This window comes from Paenibacillus sp. CR_12, from assembly GCF_041953985.1.
Taxonomy (GTDB): Bacteria; Bacillota; Bacilli; order Paenibacillales; family Paenibacillaceae; genus Paenibacillus_AQ; species Paenibacillus_AQ lautus_A.
In genome coordinates, this window is sequence record NZ_JAVFHO010000006.1 from 356,923 (window position 1) to 378,287 (window position 21,365).

16 protein-coding genes are annotated in these 21,365 nt (G+C 53.5%); 3 read left to right on the forward strand and 13 right to left on the reverse strand.

The annotated features are described in order from the left end of the window. Positions 1–69: 69 nt before the first annotated feature. The 11 genes from RB297_RS23225 to uxaC all read right to left on the reverse strand — a co-directional run bounded on the left by RB297_RS23225 (position 70) and on the right by uxaC (position 15,946). A complete protein-coding gene (locus RB297_RS23225; RefSeq protein ID WP_375121553.1) occupies positions 70–2,502 on the reverse strand; it encodes a heavy metal translocating P-type ATPase in 2,433 nt (810 codons plus the stop codon). 36 nt (positions 2,503–2,538) lie between these two features. After that, a complete protein-coding gene (locus RB297_RS23230; protein WP_213580740.1) occupies positions 2,539–2,739 on the reverse strand; it encodes a cation transporter in 201 nt (66 codons plus the stop codon). Between the two features lie 285 nt (positions 2,740–3,024). Continuing rightward, positions 3,025–3,348, reverse strand: a complete 324-nt coding sequence (locus tag RB297_RS23235) for a metal-sensitive transcriptional regulator (protein WP_375121554.1) — start codon at positions 3,346–3,348, stop codon at positions 3,025–3,027. A gap of 247 nt (positions 3,349–3,595) precedes the next feature. Beyond that, positions 3,596–5,674 carry an alpha-glucuronidase family glycosyl hydrolase gene (locus RB297_RS23240; RefSeq protein WP_375121555.1) on the reverse strand — a complete coding sequence of 693 codons (2,079 nt, stop codon included), beginning with the start codon at positions 5,672–5,674 and terminating at the stop codon, positions 3,596–3,598. A 193-nt stretch (positions 5,675–5,867) separates the two neighbouring features. After that, positions 5,868–6,884 carry an endo-1,4-beta-xylanase gene (locus tag RB297_RS23245; protein WP_375121556.1) on the reverse strand — a complete coding sequence of 339 codons (1,017 nt, stop codon included), beginning with the start codon at positions 6,882–6,884 and terminating at the stop codon, positions 5,868–5,870. 162 nt (positions 6,885–7,046) lie between these two features. Further along, the gene (locus tag RB297_RS23250) at positions 7,047–7,982 is read right to left on the reverse strand and encodes a carbohydrate ABC transporter permease (RefSeq protein ID WP_036659372.1); all 936 of its coding nucleotides are present in this window, start codon (positions 7,980–7,982) and stop codon (positions 7,047–7,049) included. A gap of 52 nt (positions 7,983–8,034) precedes the next feature. Beyond that, entirely contained in the window at positions 8,035–9,075 is a 1,041-nt protein-coding gene (locus RB297_RS23255; protein ID WP_375121558.1) for an ABC transporter permease, read from the reverse strand. A 91-nt stretch (positions 9,076–9,166) separates the two neighbouring features. Next, positions 9,167–10,852 (reverse strand): ABC transporter substrate-binding protein, encoded by a 1,686-nt coding sequence (locus tag RB297_RS23260; protein WP_192570297.1) that lies wholly within the window; start codon positions 10,850–10,852, stop codon positions 9,167–9,169. A gap of 239 nt (positions 10,853–11,091) precedes the next feature. Continuing rightward, the gene (locus RB297_RS23265) at positions 11,092–12,834 is read right to left on the reverse strand and encodes a sensor histidine kinase (RefSeq protein ID WP_375121559.1); all 1,743 of its coding nucleotides are present in this window, start codon (positions 12,832–12,834) and stop codon (positions 11,092–11,094) included. After that, positions 12,831–14,432, reverse strand: a complete 1,602-nt coding sequence (locus RB297_RS23270) for a response regulator transcription factor (protein WP_375121560.1) — start codon at positions 14,430–14,432, stop codon at positions 12,831–12,833. Before RB297_RS23270 ends, RB297_RS23265 begins: the two co-directional genes overlap by 4 nt. A 110-nt stretch (positions 14,433–14,542) precedes the next feature. Continuing rightward, on the reverse strand, positions 14,543–15,946 hold the full coding sequence (gene uxaC, locus RB297_RS23275; RefSeq protein ID WP_096775729.1) for a glucuronate isomerase: 1,404 nt from the start codon (positions 15,944–15,946) through the stop codon (positions 14,543–14,545). Positions 15,947–16,033: 87 nt separating this feature from the next. On the opposite strand from uxaC, the gene RB297_RS23280 reads away from it, so the two are divergent. The 3 genes from RB297_RS23280 to RB297_RS23290 all read left to right on the forward strand — a co-directional run bounded on the left by RB297_RS23280 (position 16,034) and on the right by RB297_RS23290 (position 18,856). After that, a complete protein-coding gene (locus RB297_RS23280) occupies positions 16,034–16,711 on the forward strand; it encodes a GntR family transcriptional regulator (protein ID WP_009592701.1) in 678 nt (225 codons plus the stop codon). Between the two features lie 115 nt (positions 16,712–16,826). Continuing rightward, positions 16,827–17,924, forward strand: a complete 1,098-nt coding sequence (uxuA, locus tag RB297_RS23285; protein WP_375121561.1) for a mannonate dehydratase — start codon at positions 16,827–16,829, stop codon at positions 17,922–17,924. Continuing rightward, positions 17,921–18,856 (forward strand): SDR family oxidoreductase, encoded by a 936-nt coding sequence (locus tag RB297_RS23290; protein WP_096775727.1) that lies wholly within the window; start codon positions 17,921–17,923, stop codon positions 18,854–18,856. Before uxuA ends, RB297_RS23290 begins: the two co-directional genes overlap by 4 nt. Before the next feature lie 183 nt (positions 18,857–19,039). Here RB297_RS23290 and RB297_RS23295 read toward each other — a convergent pair whose 3' ends face one another. Further along, positions 19,040–19,912: an RNA polymerase sigma-70 factor gene (locus tag RB297_RS23295; RefSeq protein ID WP_375121562.1), complete on the reverse strand. Its 873-nt coding sequence runs from the start codon at positions 19,910–19,912 to the stop codon at positions 19,040–19,042. Further along, positions 19,890–21,188 (reverse strand): phytoene desaturase family protein, encoded by a 1,299-nt coding sequence (locus RB297_RS23300; protein ID WP_375121563.1) that lies wholly within the window; start codon positions 21,186–21,188, stop codon positions 19,890–19,892. Before RB297_RS23300 ends, RB297_RS23295 begins: the two co-directional genes overlap by 23 nt. Between the last annotated feature and the right edge of the window lie 177 nt (positions 21,189–21,365).

Genomic DNA, 21,365 nt, shown 5'->3' on the forward strand with positions numbered 1-21,365 from the left:
ATCAAGTCACCCTAATATCGTTTTCTTGCTTGGTTACCAACATACTCTATATAAAAGGCCTGCTTCCCGTTATACCTTCATCCGCTGCAGACGAAGGGCATTCAGCACGACCGATACGGAGCTAAGTGCCATGGCAGCCCCGGCCACCCAAGGCGCCAGAAGCCCGATGGCGGCAATCGGAATGCCGAGCGAGTTATAACCCAAGGCCCAGAACAGGTTCTGACGGATGTTGCTCATCGTCTTGCGGCTCATGTAGATGGCGTCCGGAATGCTGTTCAGGTCGCCCTTCATCAGCGTAACGTCGGCGGCTTCCATGGCCACATCCGTACCTGTGCCGATGGCCATCCCGATATCGGCAACCGCAAGGGCCGGGGCATCGTTAATGCCGTCGCCGACCATGGCGACCTTCTTGCCCTGCTGCTGGAGTTTCTTCACTTCATCCGCTTTGCCCTCCGGCAGTACCTCGGCAAGCACATGGTCAATGCCAACCTGCTTGGCGATGGCCTGAGCCGTGCGTTCGTTGTCGCCGGTAATCATGATCACTTCGATACCCATTTGCTTCAGCCGTGCTACAGCAGCCTTAGACGTCTCCTTGATGGTATCCGCTACGGCCACAAGACCGGCATATCGGCCGTCTACCGCGGTAAGCATAGCAGTCTTACCCTCGGTTTCCAGCTCCGACATTCTGGCCAGGACCGCATCGATCGGCACGTTATGCAGTGCCATCAGCTTGCGAGTACCGACCAGAACTTCGTGTCCTTCCACGCTGGCCTGGATGCCGTAGCCCGGAATCGCCTCAAAATGCTCGGCAGTCGGAAGCTTCGTCCCTCTCGCCTCAATCCCGGCCACGATCGCTTCGGCAAGCGGATGCTCGGAGCTCTTCTCGGCAGCTCCGACCAAACGCAGGAACAGCTCCTGATCGATGTTATCGACTTCCACATCGGTCAGTTCAGGCTTGCCTTTCGTGACCGTTCCTGTTTTGTCCAGAATAATCGCGTCGATTTTGTGCGTGGACTCCAGATGCTCCCCGCCCTTGAACAGAACGCCCAGCTCTGCGGCACGGCCCGAACCCGCCATGATCGAGGTCGGCGTAGCCAGACCCAGCGCACACGGACATGCAATAACCAGGATCGCAATGGCAATTTCTAACGATTGCGCGAAATTACCAGGCGTTACCCAGAAGTACCATACGAGGAAAGCAACAATCGCAATCCCGACCACGATCGGAACGAAAATGCCGGAGATGACATCGGCCACCCGCTGAATCGGGGCCTTGGAGCCCTGCGCCTCCTCAACCACCTTGATAATTTGGGCTAGAGCTGTCTCTTTGCCCACCTTCGTCGCTTCAAGCGTCAAGCGTCCGTTCTTGTTAATCGTGGCGCCGATGACGGCATCGCCCGCTTTTTTCTCAACCGGAATGCTCTCACCGGTCAGCATCGACTCGTCTACCGCCGACGTGCCCTCCACGACTTTACCGTCCACCGGAATTTTCTCACCCGGCTTTACCAGTACTAAATCACCCACCAGGACCTGTTCCACCGGGATGGTCATCTCCTGACCGTCACGAACGACCAGCGCCGTTTTGGCTTGAAGACCCATCAGGGTTTTAATGGCCTCCGAGGTACGGCCTTTGGCCAGGGATTCGAACAGTTTCCCCATAATGACCAGCGTGATCAGCACCGCACTCGTTTCATAGTACATTTCAGGCCCATGGTGAGCGTTTGCTCCGGCAGCGGCCCAATCGATCGTTAAATACAGGCTGTAGAAATAGGCTGCCGAGGTACCGAGTGCGACCAGAACGTCCATATTGGCGCTTTTGTTGCGGAGAGCCTTATAAGCTCCCACATAGAACTGTTTCCCGATAAAAAACTGTACCGGCGTTGCCAGGATCAGCTGGAACCAAGGGTTCATGAACAGATCGGGCATCCAGATCCAGGAGGTGAAGGAGAAATGGCTTACCATGGCCCAGAGCAGCGGCAGCGACAGAATCGCTGACAGGAGCAGCTTCCGCTTTTGCTTGGTGATGGCCTCCTTGCGGTGACCTTCCTGATCAAGCGTCTCCTGTTTGGAAACCGCCTGATACCCGAGCTTCTCCACGCGCTGTTGAATATCGCTAAGGCTGACCTCGGCGGGATTGAATTCCACCCGGGCCGTCTCCAGTGCAAAATTGACATTGGCCTGATTAACACCTGGCATCCGGCTAACCACTTTTTCGATTTTCGTAGCACAGGCCGCGCAGTACATGCCAATCAGCTGAAGGTCCACCGTTTCCTTTGCTGTTCCGTAACCCAGCTTTTCGATTTTCTCTTCCATCTGCTGGACGGTAACCACACTCGGATCAAATGTAACCGACGCTTTTTCCAGCGCAAAATTCACATTCGCTTCCTGGACGCCCTCCATTTTGCTAAGACCCTTCTCAATCCGATTCGCACAGGCGGCACATGTCATACCCGTTAACTGCAGCGACGTTTTCTTCTGTTCCATTGTTGCTTCTGCTCCCATCTTCTCCTCACCCCTCTTCATCCTCGTGCCGTTTGGTTAAACTACGTTATATCCTTGTTCCTCGATAATTTCTTTGATTTGATCCAAATTGACTTTGGCTGCGTCATATTTCACGGAGACCGTGCCTGCCTTCAAATCCACATGTCCCTCGATGTTCTCATTCTTTAAAGCTCCTTCGATGGAATTCACGCAATGCATGCAGGACATGCCTTCTACTTTTATTGTTACCTGTTCCATAATCAATCTCTCCTTTAGGTATTGGATTTATTAGGGCTCTGTTACAGCCAAGCCCGAATAAGTTATCAAACTCGTTGTTCTCATTTCTTGATGTTAGTATACCCCCCTACCCTATAATTAGTCAATGGGTTTTCTCATTTTTTTTGAAAAACATGGCCGCGCTATGATTAAACCGCATAACCGTGCGGTATTTATCAACTTCAACAAACAATTGCTGCCACCTTCCAAAGGCGGCAGCTCCATGGATATTCCTCGTAATCGGATAGCCCCAGCAGGAAACCTTCGTTACTTCATCAGCTTGTTCATGGTGGTTAACAGCTCGGTAATGACCTCATCGTCGCCTTCCTGGAGGCGCTCCACCACGCAGCTCTTCATATGATGCTCGAGCAGCAATTTGCTGACGCCGTTCAAGGCCGACTGAATCGAGGAGATCTGGTTTAACACATCGTCACAGTACGTATCCTTCTCAATTAAACCCTTCACGCCGCGGATCTGCCCTTCAATTCGGTTCAACCGGCTGATGAGATTGTTTTTCGTTTTGTCCGAATGATGGCTCTTCCGTTCACCGGTTACTGCGCATGCATCATGTACATGGTTCTCGGTTGTCATACCCATTCCCCCCTTGATCACGTTACTTCTTCTTAATTCTAACCTTAGTATATCATATAGCCCCCCACCCTATAAAGCCCGGCTTATGGAATGAGATTGCGGAACATTTTGCCGTGGGGACATGTCATCTACAGTATATGCTTGTACCCGCGATAATTTTCGGCCTATGAAAAAAGGTGCCCCATCAGGCCAGCAGCCTGATGGGGCACCCCCCTATATTTCCGCATACGGAAAAACCTGAGCTCCCTTAATAAATCGTCCGCCCCTGCGCATCCGGCACGCCGGATTTCCGGTAAAAATACGTATTGATCACATCCCGCCAGTGCTTGGCATGCTCGGCCTGGTCAGCTAACCGTTCGGTGACTTGGGTTAAACGCTCCAGATCGACCTTGCCTTCGAGCGATGTCCAGGCTTTCAGGAGCCCGGCCGCAGCTTCCGCACCTTCGAAGTGCGTGTCATAGATATGCTGAATCACCGTTTTACCGGATTTCAGCACATGCGAGTACGGCACATGATGGAAGAACAGCAGCAGCTCGTCAGGACAATCCTCCAGCGAATCATATCGGGCTGCATTCGGCTCGAAATACTGTGCGGTGTACCCCGTGCCCGTCGCCACCGTGCGGTCCACCCCAATACCGTCCCGATCCGCGAAATGGTAGGTGCCCCATCTTGAATATTCATAACCGTCCACATCCGGTCCGTAATGCGTATGCGGCGTAATCATCCAGCCCACCCCGAGCGGCGACGTGTAGCTTTCATAGATCGGCCACGATTGCATCAGCATGCCGCACACCACGGCGACCACCGTCTCATCATTGCCAAAGGTCAGCCTCGTCCATTCCTCCGCGATCCCTTCGGCGGACATATCCGGATTCCAGACCAGCCGGCCGAATCCATACAGATTCGCCTGCGCCAAGGTGTGACCCGTCCAGTTCTCATCATTCCCGATGTTGGAAACGGCGGCGATCCCGCTGTATCTCATGCCGTGCAGCGAACCGTCCACGATCTTCTTAACCTCGGACCCCGTTCCGTTCGCGTAGGTATCGAAATCCAGCACCTCTTTCCACTGCGGCACCAAATAGCATACGTGGCGCTGCTGTCCGGTATATTCCTGGGCGATCTGGAACTCCAGCACCTGATTGGTCTCTTTCATGCTGCCGAACAGCGGGGATACCGGCTCCCTTACTTGGAAGTCCATCGGACCGTTCTTGATCTGCAGCAGCACATTGTCCTTAAACCGTCCGTCCAGCGGGGTAAAATGATCATAGGCCGCCCGTGCGCGGTCCGTGCTGCGGTCCCGCCAATCCTGCATGCAGTTGTAGACGAAGCAGCGCCAGATGACAAGCCCGCCATGCGGTTCCACTGCTTCGGCCAGCATATTGGCGCCATCGGCGTGGTCTCTGCCATAGGCGAACGGGCCCGGACGGTGCTCCGAATCCGCCTTGACCACAAAGCCGCCGAAGTCCGGTATATGATCGTAGATCTCATCCGCCGTATCCTTCCACCACTGCCGAACCTCTTGATCTAGCGGGTCCGACGTGGGTACGCCGCCGATATGCAGCGGAGCGGCGAAGTTTATGCTCAGGTACAGCGTAATGCCGTATTCCCGGAAGATATCCGCGATCTTTGCAATCGTCGGCAAATATTCCGCGGTAATGAACTTCGTCTCGATTTCATGCACATTGACGTTATTAATGGAGATGGCATTCAGGGCCACGGAAGCCAACAGACGGGCGTAGTCTCTTACGCGATCCCAATTTTCGGTGAACCGTCCGTTTTCGTAAAAAATCGAGTTGCCCGAGTACCCCCGTTCAACCGAGCCGTCGGCATTATCCCATTGATTGATCATCCGCACTCCGTTCACAGGCTGCTCGATTATGTTCAAACCGGTCAACGGCTGGTGGGATGCCAGCAATCTCAATAAATGGAACACCCCGTATAACACGCCTTTCCCGGCTCCGCCGGTCAGGATCAGCTTCTCCTGCTGCCCATGGCCTGAATGCTCCAGCCGAAAACCCTCTGCACCCAGCCGGGCTTTCCCCGCGCCCATCGAATCTTCCCCAATCTGTTCCGTGCCCTCTTCGGCGTCTGCCGCATGAATACGCACCTCGAAATAGGATGAAGCCTTGGCCTCGGATGTGATGGACGGTACGATGCCGAGCATGGATCGACATGCATTCCTCAGTTCCTGGATCGCAGCGTTTGCCACCCGCGACTGCTGCAAATCCGCAACCACGGTGCCTAACAGCCGGCTGTACGCGGCAGCAAGCTCCTCGTCCTTAATGGGCGCATACTGCAGCCACGCTTGATATAAAGCGCTGTTCAACGTAATTTCCCCTTTCTTGGGCCAAGGTTAACGTTTCTCCCCAGCATCTCACTGTTTTCGACTCCTGCTTCCTTAAGGGCTAACATGCAGACGCCGGTCACAAGGACCGGCTAGATGACAAGCTGATGGCGCTTCAGCCGCCTATATTATTGCTGTCGTTATCTAAAATGATGGGTTCAACCCCCTAAAATCCTTACACTTTGACCATACGCTCCACCAAGCGATGAAACGCCAGTTTCGGCTGATGCCGCTCATCGAACAGGAAAGGCCAATTCTTCCGCCCCCGTACCGGGAAATTGTCCAGCCAGGTGTAATCGTCGGCAGCACCCCAGAAGGTCACGGACGTAATATAATCCCGGTATTCCTTCAATATGCCGAACATCGCCTCATACCGCTTCGCTTGAGCCTCCAGCAGCTCCTCCGGCGCCTCGGTCAGATCCTTCCGCTTGTCGTCGAACCGGAACATCGACACATCGAGCTCCGTGAGTTGAAGCTGCAGGCCGAGCGACGCGTACTTCTCGATCGCCGCCCGGATATCGTCAAGATCCGGATCGTACAGATTCCAGTGGGCCTGCAAGCCAACGCCGTGAACAGGAGTTCCTTGATCCAGCAAAGACTTGACCAGCGTGTAGATTTTGTCCCGTTTATTCGGGTGGGACTCATTGTAATCGTTATAGAACAAGAGGGCCGACGGATCGGCTTCATGCGCATACTCGAATGCCTTGGAGATAAAGTCGGGGCCCGCAATGTCCAGCCATTTGGACGAACGAAGAAGTTCGGCGCTTTCATCGGCGATTACCTCATTCACGACGTCCCAGGCGTAAATATCGTCCTTGTACCGCTTCACGACCGTGTCGGTATGCGACTTAAGCCGTTCGTACAGCGTGTCTTTATCCACCAGGCCCCCGTTCTTGTCCTCGAACAGCCAGTCGGTCGTTTGGTTATGCCATACCAGCGTATGGCCGCGCATCTTCATGCCATGCTTCCGGGCGAAAGCGGCAAGCCGGTCCGCGTCCTCGAACGTGTACGTATCCTCCGCCGGGTGCACGCTGACAAACTTCATTTCATTTTCCGCCGTAATGCTGTTGAAATGGTACGCTAGCAATTCCTCCTGCGTTTCGATCGTCCTCGGGTTCACGGCCGCTCCGATGAGAAAGTCATCCGCGAACATCTCCTTAAGCCTGGGTTCACTTCGCTGCGTATTGGACATATCCAATCCCTCCTTAGAATTAAAGATAATAGCAAAATTGATCGTTGATGATCGTGATGCGGCGGCATCCGTTGGTCGACGGACATCCAGACATGCCGCGGACCACGCACCGTGTGCACCATGGAGCAGTGCGCACGGCGCATCTTTAGCGGTTCCCGCAGCTTAACCTTTCACCCCGCCAAGGGTCATCCCTTGCACGAAGTATTTTTGCAGGAACGGGTACACCAGAATGATCGGCACGCTGGCCACTATGGTCATCGTCGCCCGAATGGAGGTCGGCGTGACCTGATTCGCGCCGCTTTCCGAGCTTGCAAACTGGCTTGCATAATCGTTGCCCGAATTCAGCGAGGAGTTGGAATTCTGGAGTATCTTCATCAGCTCGTATTGCAGGGTGCTAAGCTCGCCGTACGAGGAGTTGTACAAGAATACGTCGAACCAGGAGTTCCATTGGGATACTGCCGTAAACAGCGATACCGTGGCAAGCACGGGCACGCACAGCGGAAGCACGATCTTCAGGAAGGTCGTGAATTCGCCGGCGCCGTCGATCCGGGCCGATTCCAGGATCCCCTCAGGCAATCCCTCGATGAAGGAGCGGATGACGATGACGTTGAATACGCCGATCAGGCCCGGAATGATATACACCGAGAAGGTGCCCAGCATGCCCAATTCGCGAATCAGCAGGAAGTTCGGAATCAAACCGCCGCTGAAATACATGGTCAAAATGAAGGCGATCGACACGAATTTGCGCAGCACGTATTCCGGACGGCTGATCGTGTAGGCCACCATGGCACAGCAGAATACGGAAGTGATCGTACCGATCAGCGTACGCAGAACCGAGATGAAGGTAGCGTGGAATATCGTGGCTTCGTTAAATACATATTTATAATTCTCCCACGTGAAATCCCGCGGCCATAAATAAATGCCGCCTTTCACCGAATCCGTCGCATTGTTGAAGGAAACCGCGAGCGTATTGATGAACGGGTACAGCGTGACAATCATGAGACAGATCATGAAGACTATATTAAAGGTATCGAATAACCGGTCCGCGGGAGACTTGAACCGGGCATGGGCTCGCGGTGCATCTGAAATCTTCGCCATATGAATCCTCCTGTACGTTTTCTGATAGAGAACGGTTCTCGCAAGCTTTCGCTTAGAACAATCGGTCTTCGCCCAGTCTCTTCGCGATATGGTTAGCCGTGAACAAGAGTATGAAGCTGACGGCCGTCTTGAACATGCCGGCTGCAATCGAGAGCGAGAAGTTGCCCATCTGAATACCGTATTTCAGCACGAAAATATCCAGGTTCTCGGAATAATCCACGTTCATGCCGTTGCCAAGCAAGTATTGCGGTTCAAAACCGGATTCGAGCAGGTTGCCGATATTCATGATTAGCAGGATGATGAATACCGGCTTCAGACCCGGCAAGGTGATGTTCCAGATCCGTTGAAAGCGCCCGGCGCCATCGATTTCCGCCGCCTCGTACTGCGAGGGGTCGATCATCGTCATGGCCGCCAAATATATAATGGTGTTCCAGCCGACATTCTTCCATACTTCCGAAACACCGAGTATTCCCCAGAAATATTCTCCTTCCCCAAGCCATAGGATCGGCTCCTTAATGATCCCGAACCACATGAGGAGTTCATTGATAATCCCGCCGTCTGCGGACAAGGCCGTCGAAATAATGCTCGCAGCCACAACCCAAGAGATGAAATGGGGCAAATAACTGATCGTCTGCACGACCCGTTTGAACATCAAATTACGCAGTTCATTAAGCAGAATCGCTAACACAATCGCCGTCACGAACCCTAAGACGAGGTTGATGAAACTCATGGCGAGCGTGTTGCGCATGACCCGGAGGAAGTGTTCGTCCTGAAACAGGAAGGTAAAATGCTGCAGGCCTACCCATTCCTGATCGAATATCTTCTTCGCCGGTTTAAAATCCTGAAACGCGATGGTCCAGCCCCACAGCGGCATGTACTTAAAGACAAACAACCATATCAAAAAAGGAATCGACATGAAGACCAGCGCCTTCTGCTGCAGCAGCTTCCGGAAGAAGCTTTTTTCGCCTGATGGCCGTTCATGATTCAAACCAGTATCGTTTTTTCGTTGTTTATTGAAGAAACCTTTCGATACCGCCGGCGTTTCACGTAGCGCCGTGGTCTCTGCAGGTCCAATCGGGTTCGCCTTATCCACGGTTTCTTCTCCTTCCTATCCAGCCCTAGAAGAGGAGGGACGGATCTGGGCCATTTCGGCGGTCCGCCCTTGTTCGCCTCTCCTTCATCTATTATTGTCCTTGGGCATTTGCGATTTTCTTGGCTACTTCCTCGGTGATCAGATCCTCGTATCCCTTCACGTCCAGCTTGCCGAACTCGCCCACGTATTCGTTCCAGATGCCGTCAAACTCTGCAGGGCTGGCAAGAACCAGTTTCGGGAAGTATTTACGCTGCAAATCGCTTTTCTTCTGCGTGAAGATTTGGGCCGGCGAGCCCTGATCGATCGGAATGCTCCAAGCCGGGTACCAAGGACGGTCGTCCGGTGCCGCAAACAATTGCGAGAAGGAATCGATGTCGTATGCTTCAAGCAATTTCTTGTCCGGTTCGGAGTAGGACATTTTGGCAACCTCAGGCTGGCGTCCCGCACCCACGGAATTACCGTCAGGAAGCGTAGATCCGTTGCCGTAACGAGGCCAGTTGTATTCAAAGTACTTGAAACCGAACGATTCGCGGAAGGCTTCCGTATTGGTCTGTGCAATCTGCTCTTCCGTACGGTAGAAGCGGCCGTTCTCATCGACGGAATACGTCTCGTCCTTGATGCCCCAGTTCGACAGAATCTGGTTCTCGTCCGTCAGCAGGTTGTTGAAATACTTCACAATGCGCTCCGGATCCTTCGCGCTGACGGAGATCCCGACGCCGCGGTTGTTCACAAAGGATGGCGGATCCAGATACTGATCCTTGGTATTCTCATCGTATACGATCGGCAGCGCCATATATTCGAGATCGTCGTTACCCGATTTACTGGCTGTTTCGCGCAGATTGTTCATCGCTTGGCCTACCTGCCATCGATAATCGAAGAAGCCAAGCACCTTACCGGAAGTCAGTTTGGCAAGGTATTGATCATAGTTGTCCACGAAAGAGGATTTATCGAACAGGCCTTCCGCATTCAGCTTGTTCAGCTCCTGCAGGTACCGCTTCGTAATGTCGTCGTCCGCGTAATCATTCGCTACGTGAGTCTCCATGTCGATGATGATGCCGCCGTCGTTCGGATAGCCGGCCAAGTGCATCGGGGCATTGGTCAGGGCAAAAAATTTATCCTGCGTCGTCAGTGCCAGATATCCGGTCAAGCCTTCCTCCGGATGTTTCTTCACGTAGTCGCGAATCAGGGCCAGGTACTCGTCGAAGGTCTTGATTTTCGGATAACCCGCTTCCTTCAGGACGCGGCGTTGAATCCAGAATGCTCCTTGCTCGATATTCGGAGCCGACGTGTACTCTCCAACAACCGCACTCAGCGGCAGAAAGTAGATGTTGCCGTCCTCGGCTTTCATCAGGTTGTAATAAGGCTCGTACACCCGCTTGATGTTAGGGCCGTACTTATCGATCAGGTCATTGAGCGGAATGAAGGCGCCCGCCCCGACCAGCTTATCGATTGAGCTCCCCGGCACAATCACATCGGGATAGTCGTTACTGGCAATGAAGGTTCCGACCTTGGTGTTCTCGTCTCCTACCAAATGCTCCATTTTAAAATTCACGCCGGTTTGGTCTTCGAAAATTTTACCGATGGTAGTTTCGTTCGTATTTTTGTCTTTACCGGCTGCCGCGTTGAAATAGGTGAAGGTGACCTTCTCTTCTTTCTTCTCGCCTTCGCCGCCGGCTGCCGGTGTATTATCCGCTGCCTCTTTACTGCCGCCGCATGCTGCCAGAAGCGATACCATCATAACCACGGTCAGACAGCTCAGCCAAAATTTCTTGTTCATGCTCTTGACCTACCCCTTTCGGTCTCGTTAGTTTGTAAGCACTTTCATTATAAGAGAGCTCTGGGACGATTTTCACCCGTCAATCTTTAGGTGATACTTTGAAAACTATAGAACCCTATCCTTAGCCGTGAAAAATGGCAGCTCCGCAGCCAGGATTCTCCCCTGCACTTCCGCCGACTAACGAACAAATCCTGCTAGGGTCACTCCGATTCGGAATGCCACAGCAGGATTTGCCGTCCTTATATTTCAATGGGAATGGACAGTTTGACCCGTGTGCCCTGTCCAGGCGAGCTGTCAATTTCAAACCGGAACCGGCTGCCGTAGTACAGCTTTAACCTGTAAATCACATTCTGAATGCCGATCCGCTCTCCCATCTCGTCCTCGGTCTCGAGATAACGGTAGATGCGTTCCACCTTCTCCGCGGGCATGCCTGCCCCGTTATCCTGAATGGTACAGATCAGGGATTGGCCCTCGCGCACAACCCGAACTTCAATGCGCCCCCCGTGCTTGAGCGGCTCGATGCCGTGAATGCTGGCATTCTCCACAAACGTGACGATGGCCATTTTCGGTATTTGCAGGTGACCCTCTTCGGCTGGAGCATGAACCGAATAATCGATTTTGTCGCCAAATCGGTATTTCTGGATTTCAAGGAAACAATGGATGAACTCCACTTCCTCCTTGAGCGTCACCATGTCTTTTTTCCAAACGAGCGAATTGCGGAAGATCTTCGCCATATTATGAATGATCCTTGCCGTCTCATCCTCATCCTTCATCAGGCTGCGCATGCGGATCGTCTCCAGGGCATTAAAGAGGAAGTGCGGATTAATCTGGCTCTGCAGCGCATTCAATTGCGCGTGCCGCCGCTGCAGCTCCAAATTCTTCTTCTGGATATCCGCCACGTACACGTCATTGATCAGACTCTTGAGCTGCAAGGTCATCCGGTTGAATTCACCCGTCAGCTGACCGATCTCGTCACGTGCCTCAGCCTCTTGGATGGTGTCGTAATTCTGGTTCTTCACCTTCTTCATATGTTTGAGAATCCGTACAAGTCGTACGTTAAGGGAACGGCTGATCCAAACAATCACCAGGCTCGGAAGCAGAAAATTCAGGCAGGTCAGCACAATGACGAACCGCAAGGACTGATGCACGTCGCGCAGCACCACATCCTCCGGCGTCACCGCCATGATCGTCCAGGTGTTCAAATTGTTGGTCGTGAACGTATCGGTATGAAACTCCAGAAACCTGTCGCCATGCGCGATGCTGCTGTACGGTACAGCGCCCTGCGTGACATCGACCTTCGGATCCGTGGTGTATTCGATATTTCCTGCCCCGCTCAGCAGATACACTTTGCCCTGCACATTCAGATTGCTCATGATCTGGCGGATCGAAGGCATCCGCATATCGATCTTGAGATACTTGGTGTGGTCATCCTGGGAGCTGAAATAATTCATGCTCCGGATGATGCTAAAGCTGTCCAATTGGCCGTTCTTGCCCGTACGCATCACGATCGGCTGGGTTACGTTCTTGCCCGCAATCGCCTTGTACCAAGCCTCTTCCTTCACCTGGCCATCGATATAATTGATGCCGCCGGAATACAGCAGGGTCGGATTGTCGACATATACCGCAATTTCGCTGACCGAATTGTATACGGCGCTGCCCGAATTCAATATGCGGCGGAGATAAGTATCATACGCCTCGATATAATCGGCTGGATGATCGTACACCGTTTCCACGATCTCGTTCAATTGAACGTCCGTATAGAAGACCGAGGAGATCTCCAGGGCGTCCTCGACTTCACGGCGGAACTCGTTCTTCATCTGTTCAAGCGCTACGGTAATATCCTGGATCCGCTGCTCCCTTACGCTGCCGGACGTCACATTGTAGAAGATGAGGTTGGTAATCAGGATCGGCAAAAAGACGGCCAGGAAATAAAGCAGCAGCATCTTGTCCCGCAGACGGACATTATTCAGGCTCGGCTTCATGCATTCGTCCCTTCGGACGCTGCCTCCTTCATCAAGCGGTTCCGGTACTCGCTTGGCGTCATCCGCTCAATCTTCTCGAATTGCGTCACGAAATAGTCCGGATTGCCGAAGCCGACCCGCTCCGCCACCTCATAGATGCGCAGATCCGTCTGGCGCAGCAAACGCTTGGCTTCGTTCACGCGCAGCTGGAGCAAAAAATCATTAAAATACATGCCGTACGCTTTTTTGAACAGCTGACCCAGATAAACCGGGTTCATGTAAAACTTCCCGGCGATGCCCTTCAGACTGATATTCTCATGATAATGGGCCTCGATATAAGCCCGGATCTTCTGGATTCCGCCTTTGTGCTGTTCCTTGCGCAGCTGTCCGATATAGTTCGCGCTCTCAATCGCAAAATCCGTGAACAGCCGCTTCAGCCCCTGAAGCGACAAGTTGCGGTCATGCCACTCGGTCATCGGCTCGAGACTGGACAGCCGGCTTTGATCCCCGTCCATGCTGCTGAGCACACGGACCACGCCCAGCACGCATTGGTTGATCGCCGTCTTCACCGCTTCGGGAGCATACAGCTTCTCCTGGAAGGATTCGAACAGCGAACGAATCGTCTCCTCCAGCTTCTCGAAATGCAGCTCCTCGATCTGCTCCAGCAGCTGCTGGTAAAGACGCTCCTCCAGTCCGATGTATTGCAGATCATGCACCGCGGCTTCTTCATGGATCACGATGCCGCTCTCATCGTAGATGTACTTGTATAGGAGGGATTGCTTGGCCGTTTCGTAGGCATCCTGAACGAGGGACAGACGTGAAACCGGCCGGCCAAAATAGACGAAGATTCTTTCATGCTTCGAATCGGCGAGCGATTGCTGAAGGCGCCTAGCAAATCCCCGCCGACACCCCTGGAACGATTGCAGGATGCTTCCCGGAACGATGATGCCGATCCGGTTGCGGTGCTCATGCAGATAGAAGGGCTGTTCTCCATTCGAGATCGCAAGAAGCGCCGATTCCACCCTGTCCTTGAAGTCGCCTCCGTCATTGTCGTTAGCCGAAGCCGGCGGATGGTCGTTCCGTTCGACAAAAACATAGAACAGACGGTCTTCCGGCCGGAGTTCAAGACGCCGCTCCCATTCCTGCAGCAGACTCTCATCCGCCTCCCCTATAATGAGCGATTCCATCAAGGCGCCCGACAACAGCTTCTCTTCCCGCGAGCGTGCCTCGCGGTCCGACTCCAGCCTTTCGCTGAGCCGGACCAGCGCCTGACTGAATTCCGTCTCGTCAATCGGTTTCAGAATGAAATCATGCACCCCGTAACGGACAGCCTGCTGGGCATAGTTGAAGTCATCGTATCCGCTTACAATAATGAAATACGGCTTCACGATATCGTCCGTGACGACGCGTCGGATCAGCTCGAGTCCATCCAGCACCGGCATGCGGATATCGGTGATGACCACATCCGGCCGAAGCCGTTCAATCAGTTCCAGCGCGTCTTCCCCGTTATCCGCCTCATCCACAATGTGAAAGCCGCAGGCTTCCCAATCAATCAGCTTCAGAAGCCCTTTGCGCGTAAACACCTCGTCATCCACCAATATCGCCCGGTTCCCTTGCACGGTATGTCCCCCTCGCCTTTTCGCGCACATCTGCTTGTCACAGATCTTATCTGTTCATCAGCAAACGCTTTCATATAGTAAATCTATTGTTCATGCTCTGTACGCAATTGTCAATGAATTTGAAAATAACGCTCGGCATTGTGGTAGCAAATATCCTGGATGATGGCACCGATATATTCATAATCCGCGGGCAGTTCCCCTTCCTTGATCCAATCTCCGAACAGACGGCACAGCACTCTCCGAAAATATTCATGCCGCGGGAACGACATAAAGCTCCTGGAATCGGTCAGCATGCCCACAAAGGTGCTGATCAACCCCATGGAAGACAGCGCGGTGAGCTGCTTCAGCATCCCTTCCTTCTGGTCGTGGAACCACCAAGCGGAACCGAGCTGAAGCTTGCCCTCGACACCGGCCGACTGGAAATTCCCGATCGTGGTAGCGATCATTTCGTAATGCGAGGAATACAGGCTGTACACAATGGTTTTCGGCAGCTGATCATTCCTGTCGAGACTGCTCAGGAATCCGTTCAGGCTTTCCGCCAGATGGAAATCGAGAATCGAGTCATACCCGCTGTCCTTGCCGATCTTCGCGAACATGCGCGCATTATTGTTCCGAATCGCCCCAATGTGCAGCTGCATGGTCCAGCCCTTGGCATGATACATCTCCCCCAGCTTGAGCAGGGTATGGGTGCGGTATTTCCGTTCCTCGAGCGGGGTTAAGCTGCCTCCGTCGATGGCTTTGCCGTAAATGTCCGCAACTTCTTTAACGTCTGCCTGTTCATAAGGAAAAGCGCCAAAGCCGTGATCCGACAGGCGGCAGCCATGGTCATGGAAATATTGGATCCGCTCCTGCAGGGCATCCAGCAATCCCTGATAGGTGTCCACGGTTATACCGGCCGTTGTTCCCAGCGTCCGTGCATAGGAGGGAAAGTCCGCGTTCGCGATATCCAGTACCCGGTCCGGCCGAAATGCAGGGGCCACGACGGTGGACAATTCCCCTTGATCCCGAATTGCCCGGTGAAACTCCAGCGAATCGACGGGATCATCCGTCGTGCAGGCCACGTTGACCTTGAATTTTTCCAAAATTCCGCCTGCCCGCAAGGCAGGAGCCTTCAGCTGCTCATTGCAAGCGTCCCAGATCTCCTTGGCATTCTCCGCGGTCAACCGCTCTTGAATCCCGAAATAGCGGGTCAGCTCCAGATGGGTCCAGTGATAGAGCGGATTGCCGACCAATCGCGGAACGCATGCCGCCCAGGCCATGAACTTCGCTTCAGGACTGGCGCTGCCTGTAATCAGCTCTTCGTCGACGCCAAGCCAGCGCATCGCCCTCCATTTGTAATGGTCCCCCTCCAGCCATAGCTCCGTCAGGTTATCGAACTGCCGGTTGATGGCAATATCCTTCGGGTTCAGATGGTTGTGGTAATCGAATATCGGCATCCCTTCCGCATAATCATAATAAAGTTTCTTCGCGCTGTTGCTGTTCAGCAGCAGATTCTCCGTGTCCAAACGGCTCATGTGGTTCCCCTCCGATTCTTATTTCGATTTTCAGTTCCATACTACCATACAAGTATGGTAGTATGGAATACATTAGGAGGTGATGCAGTGGTAGAATCTTTGCGATTACAGCCAGGATCGGCCGGACATATCGTGTACTCCCGGCTGAAGCAGCAGATTGTCAGTCTCGAGCTGCCCCCGGGAACGGCTCTGTCCGAGAAGGAGGTTTCCCTTTCCTTCGAAGTCAGCCGGACGCCGGTGCGGGAAAGCTTCGTCCGCCTGGCCCAGGAAGACCTTGTGGTCGTGCTTCCCCAGCGCGGCACGCGCGTCTCGCTCATCGATTCGGAGCTGGTCGAAGAAGCGCGCTTCATGCGCGAGCAGCTCGAGAAGGCCGTCGTCCGGCTTGCCTGCGAAAGCTTCCCCGAGGAGAAATTCGCCGAGCTGGAGCGAAATCTGTCCGAGCAGCGCGAGAGCATCGAGAAGCATGACGGCAAGCACATGTTTGAGCTGGATGAGGCCTTCCACCGTATTCTGTTTGAAGGCTGCCGCAAGGTCGGCACATGGAACGTGCTGCAGCAGATGAACGCTCATCTGAACCGGAGCCGAATGTTATGGCTGTCTGCCGATCCGAATTGGACCAACCTGTACGAGCAGCATCGGGAGATCGCGGACGCGATTTCGCGTCATGACGCCGATCATGCCGAACGTGAAATGCAGCAGCATCTGAGCCTGATTATCTCCAATCTGGCCGTGCTGAAAGAGAAGCATCCCGATTATTTCAAATAAGCCGTTACCCGCGAAAGACCCTTATTCGTCACGGCTTCATCTTGGCGTTACACTCGTAACTGCAAAATTCCCAGCAGTGCGTTAACTCCTTAAACTTGTAAAGGACGGTGAAGAAATGCGCATGGTATTCAGATGGTTCGGCGAGGGCAACGATACGGTCTCGCTGGATCAGATTAGACAAATCCCCGGCGTGGAGGGCATCGTATGGGCACTTCACGATATTCCTGTCGGCGAGGAATGGCCGATGGAGCGAATTGAGGAAATTGCGGACCAGGCCAAAGCGTACGGGCTTCATATTGACGTCGTGGAAAGCGTGAATGTGCACGAGGACATCAAACTCGGCCTTCCCTCCCGGGATCAATACATAGCCAACTACATCCGGACGATTGAGAAATTGGGCCAGGTCGGCGTCAAAGTCATCTGCTACAATTTCATGCCGGTGTTCGATTGGGCTAGAACCGATCTTCATAAACAGACCCCCGATGGTTCGACGGCCCTCTTCTTCGAGAAGGCCAAAATCCACGGCATCGATCCGATGGAGCTGGTTCAGACGATCAACCGGAACAGCGCGCTTACCATGCCGGGCTGGGAGCCGGAGCGTTTGGCGCATCTGACCTCCCTGTTCGAAGCGTACAGCGGCGTTACCGAGGAGGACTTGTGGAGCAACCTCGAATATTTCTTGAGCGCCGTCATCCCGGCTGCCGAGAAGAACGGCATCCGAATGGCCATTCACCCGGATGATCCGCCTTGGCCGATCTTCGGCCTGCCGCGGGTCATCACCAGCCAGGAAAATCTCCGGAGATTCCTGCAGCTGTACGATAGCCCAGCGAACAGCCTGACCCTGTGCAGCGGCTCGCTTGGCGCCAATCCGGACAATGACATCGTCTCCATGATCCATGAATTCCACGACCGAATTCCGTTTGCGCATATCCGGAACGTACGCGTCTACGAGAACGGCGATTTCATCGAAACGTCCCATCGTACCGAGGACGGCACCGTCGATATTTCCGGCATTGTGCAGGCCTATCATGACAACGGTTTCACCGGATACGTAAGGCCCGATCACGGGCGGCATATCTGGGGGGAGCAGTGCCGTCCGGGTTACGGCCTGTATGACCGCGCCTTGGGCATTATGTATCTCTGGGGGCTGTGGGACGCTTACAGCCGGGAGCGCGCGGGAAGTCCAGCCGAGCTGAAGGAGGCCGTACAATGAGTGAGGTAAATATCCATGCAGCAGGTACATCCGAAGCCGGATCAAGCGGAGCTTCTGTTGAATCCGCACCGCAAGCGACGCCATCCCTTCCCATTCATCCGTCATTAAACGGGAAGACGGTTGTCATTACGGGCGGCTCCGGCGTATTGTGCCGGGCGATGGCTCTTGAGCTGGGGCGGCAAGGTGCCAAGGTGGCCGTCTTGAACCGTACGGCCGAGAAAGGGCAGCAGGTGGCCGATGAAATTACGGCTGCCGGCGGTACGGCGATTGCCGTTCCCTGCGATGTAACGGATGTGGAAAGCGTCCGGCAAGCGGAAAAAGCTGTGCGCGAGTCTTTCGGACCCTGCGATATCCTGATTAACGGAGCCGGCGGCAACCGGAAAGACGCGAATACAACCAACGAGATTTTCCGTCCGGAGGATGTGGGGCAGCCCGATGTGACAACCTTCTTCGGGTTAAGCGTGCCGGGCTTCCGCAGCGTGTTCGATTTGAACTTCATCGGCACGCTGATACCGACGCAAGTCTTCGCGGAAGGGATGCTGGGGCGTCCCGGGGCCGTCGTGCTGAATGTCTCGTCCATGAGCGCACCCAGCCCGATGACCAAGGTGCCGGCTTACAGCGCAGCCAAAGCGGCCATCAACAACTTCACGCAGTGGCTGTCCGTTCATCTTGCGGAATCGGGCATTCGCGTGAACGCGATTGCGCCGGGCTTCTTCCTGACCGAGCAAAACCGCAATTTGCTGACTCATAGCGACGGTACATTAACCGAGCGCTCTCATAAAATCATCTCCCATACCCCCATGAGGCGTTTCGGCGTGCCGGAGGATCTGCTGGGCACCCTGCTCTGGCTCGTGGACGATCAGACCTCCGGCTTCGTCACGGGAACGGTAATTCCCGTGGACGGCGGCTTCATGGCATATTCAGGCGTATAACGGAGTACTATGCTGCAGAGCAGCAGCCTGTCAGTCATAAGCTTGACTGGCTGGACCATGATGCGTAAGCAGATGAAATGCTGGAGTGACTCCGCGAGGCGTATCTCCTGAGAATTCCTCAGCCTTATACAGCAGCAGGGCCGACTAAGATCCTATGATCTTAAATCAGCCCTGCTTTTTGTATCACGGCAACTGTATATGTCTGAGTTTATCCGGATTTGCCACGGTATACATCGTCTCGATTCGATTGTTTTTAAAAGCAAAAGAATAAATAAATTGGACACCGTGATCCAACCGGATCCGTATTCCCGGCAGACCATTGACGGTAAGATAAGAGTACACATATTGTCCTTCATACATTTTAAGCAGGTTCAGATGCAATTGGATCACTTTATGGACTCCAACCACAGGTATTTGCGCCGCTCTGACTTTACCGCCGCCGTCCGAGTAGAGCACGACATTTTCGCTTAACAGCTCCAGCAGCTTATTCGTGTTTCCCTGTAAAAGGGAATCCACAAAATCCTTGATCTGCGCCTCCGCCACCGAGATCGATGGTCTCTGATCAGGATCAAAATGAATGCTGCCCTTAGCACGGCGGAAGATTTGACGGCAATTTGCACTGCTTTTTCCCAGGATTTCAGCAATTTCGTCATAGGAATAATGGAAAATCTCGCGGAGAAGAAAAACGGCTCTTTCCACCGCGTTAAGCTGCTGAAGCAGCAGCAGGTATGCTGTAGAAATGGACTCTTGCTGCTCTACGATAAGAGAAGGGTCCGTCTCTGACGCCATATTCTCGATCAGGGGTTCCGGCAGCCAGGGACCGACGTACAGCTCGCGCTTTTTGGCAGAAGAGCGCAGCAAATCCAAGCAGCGATTCGTTACGATTTTGTACAGAAACGCTCTCTCATTGCGAATGTCCTCCGGATGGGGCAATTGGTTATAGCTGATGAAGGCCTCCTGCACGATATCTTCCGCATCCATCACACTTCCCAGCATCCGGTAAGCTAACGAGAAAAGAGCGGATCGATAGCTTTCATACAATGACTCTGTGCTCATTCGGGGTCCTTTCCTCACTTTCAAGCGAGAGTATATGCTGTACGGCCCGCTTGGCGCTTGCAGTTGCAGCATCAACCAAGAGTTCGCCATGCGCTGCCCATTCTCCCGCTACATACAACCCGATGATTTCAGGGACGGCTGGACCCGGGTTCTCCTGGCGTTTCAGATGCATAAAATCATGGCAAACCGTGATGTTAGGAAGGTATTGTTTCTCAACGAGCTCGTTGCGCCAACCCGGCTGCACCAAGTCTAAGGTTTCTTCTAACTCCTGCAGATCCCTTCTTGCATCCTTCTCCTTGCCCTGATACTTAAGCAAGGTTATGACTTGCGCGCCATCTTCGCTCAGGTAAGCCGCTCGGGATTGATTCGAGAGAAATACGGTTTGATCGAGGCCGTACACAAACTGCTGCTTCGGCTCCGGAAGACGACGCAGGGCTACATCCAAGCAAGCCGCTGTCACTTCGACCGCCTGCTCCTTCCACGTATGCAGAGCGGTTTCTTCTGCATGGGGCACCAGTTCGTGGGCGACAGCTGGAGGCGTGGCAAGAATAATATGATTGGCTTCTATTTTCATGCCATCGCCGCAAAGGACGTGCCGTACCTTTCCCTCGTGATGATCAACCGAAATGACTTTATTCTTCGTTACGATTTGAACTCCCTGCTCCAGAGCCTTTTGTTTTAATTCATCGACCATGGCCCCCCAGCCCCGATCCAGATACAATACCCCCTTCAGCGCGTGCTTAAGCTGCTGCAGTACGGGACCGGCCGCCTGCAGGTCAGGGGCTACCACATAACTCGCCGTACGCAATAGCGAATAGAATAAATTTCGTACCATGGGATCCTGCACGTTGCCTTCAATCCATTCGCGCACACTCATGTTGTCGTACAGCTGCGTATCCAGTTTACCTAATTTCGCAAGCCAAGCACCGAGCTCCATCTTGCCCCTCCAGGATAATAGAGGGGTGGTGAATAGAGATTTCACGCCCATGGGTAACGGACTTAGTTTCCCTTTCCAAATCCCGTACCCGTCAACCGAAGGTCGACCCCCCGGCAATTGGAGCCCTAATTCGCGAAAGGTTAAAAGGGCATCTCCATGATATAAGGCATGCCCGCCCAGATTGAAGTAGGCTCCCTTCTTCTTATGGGTCATGGCCCGCCCCCCCAAACGTTCCTGCTTTTCAACGAGTATCGTTTGCTTTCCGGCTCTAGCCGCATAGATTGCTGCTGTTAAACCCGCTACGCCTCCACCTACAACGGCAACGTCATATTGTAGCATCCGTCATCATCCCTTTTTCGTTTTATACGGGTATGACGGGCGAGGGCATCGAGATGTGACAAGAAGGAAGATCCCATCCGAACATTCATATTATCCATGATTCGATTTCGGAACTCCTACGAATAAAACCCCTCTTCAATTACGAAGAGGGGTTTGCATGGCTGTTATATCATAACC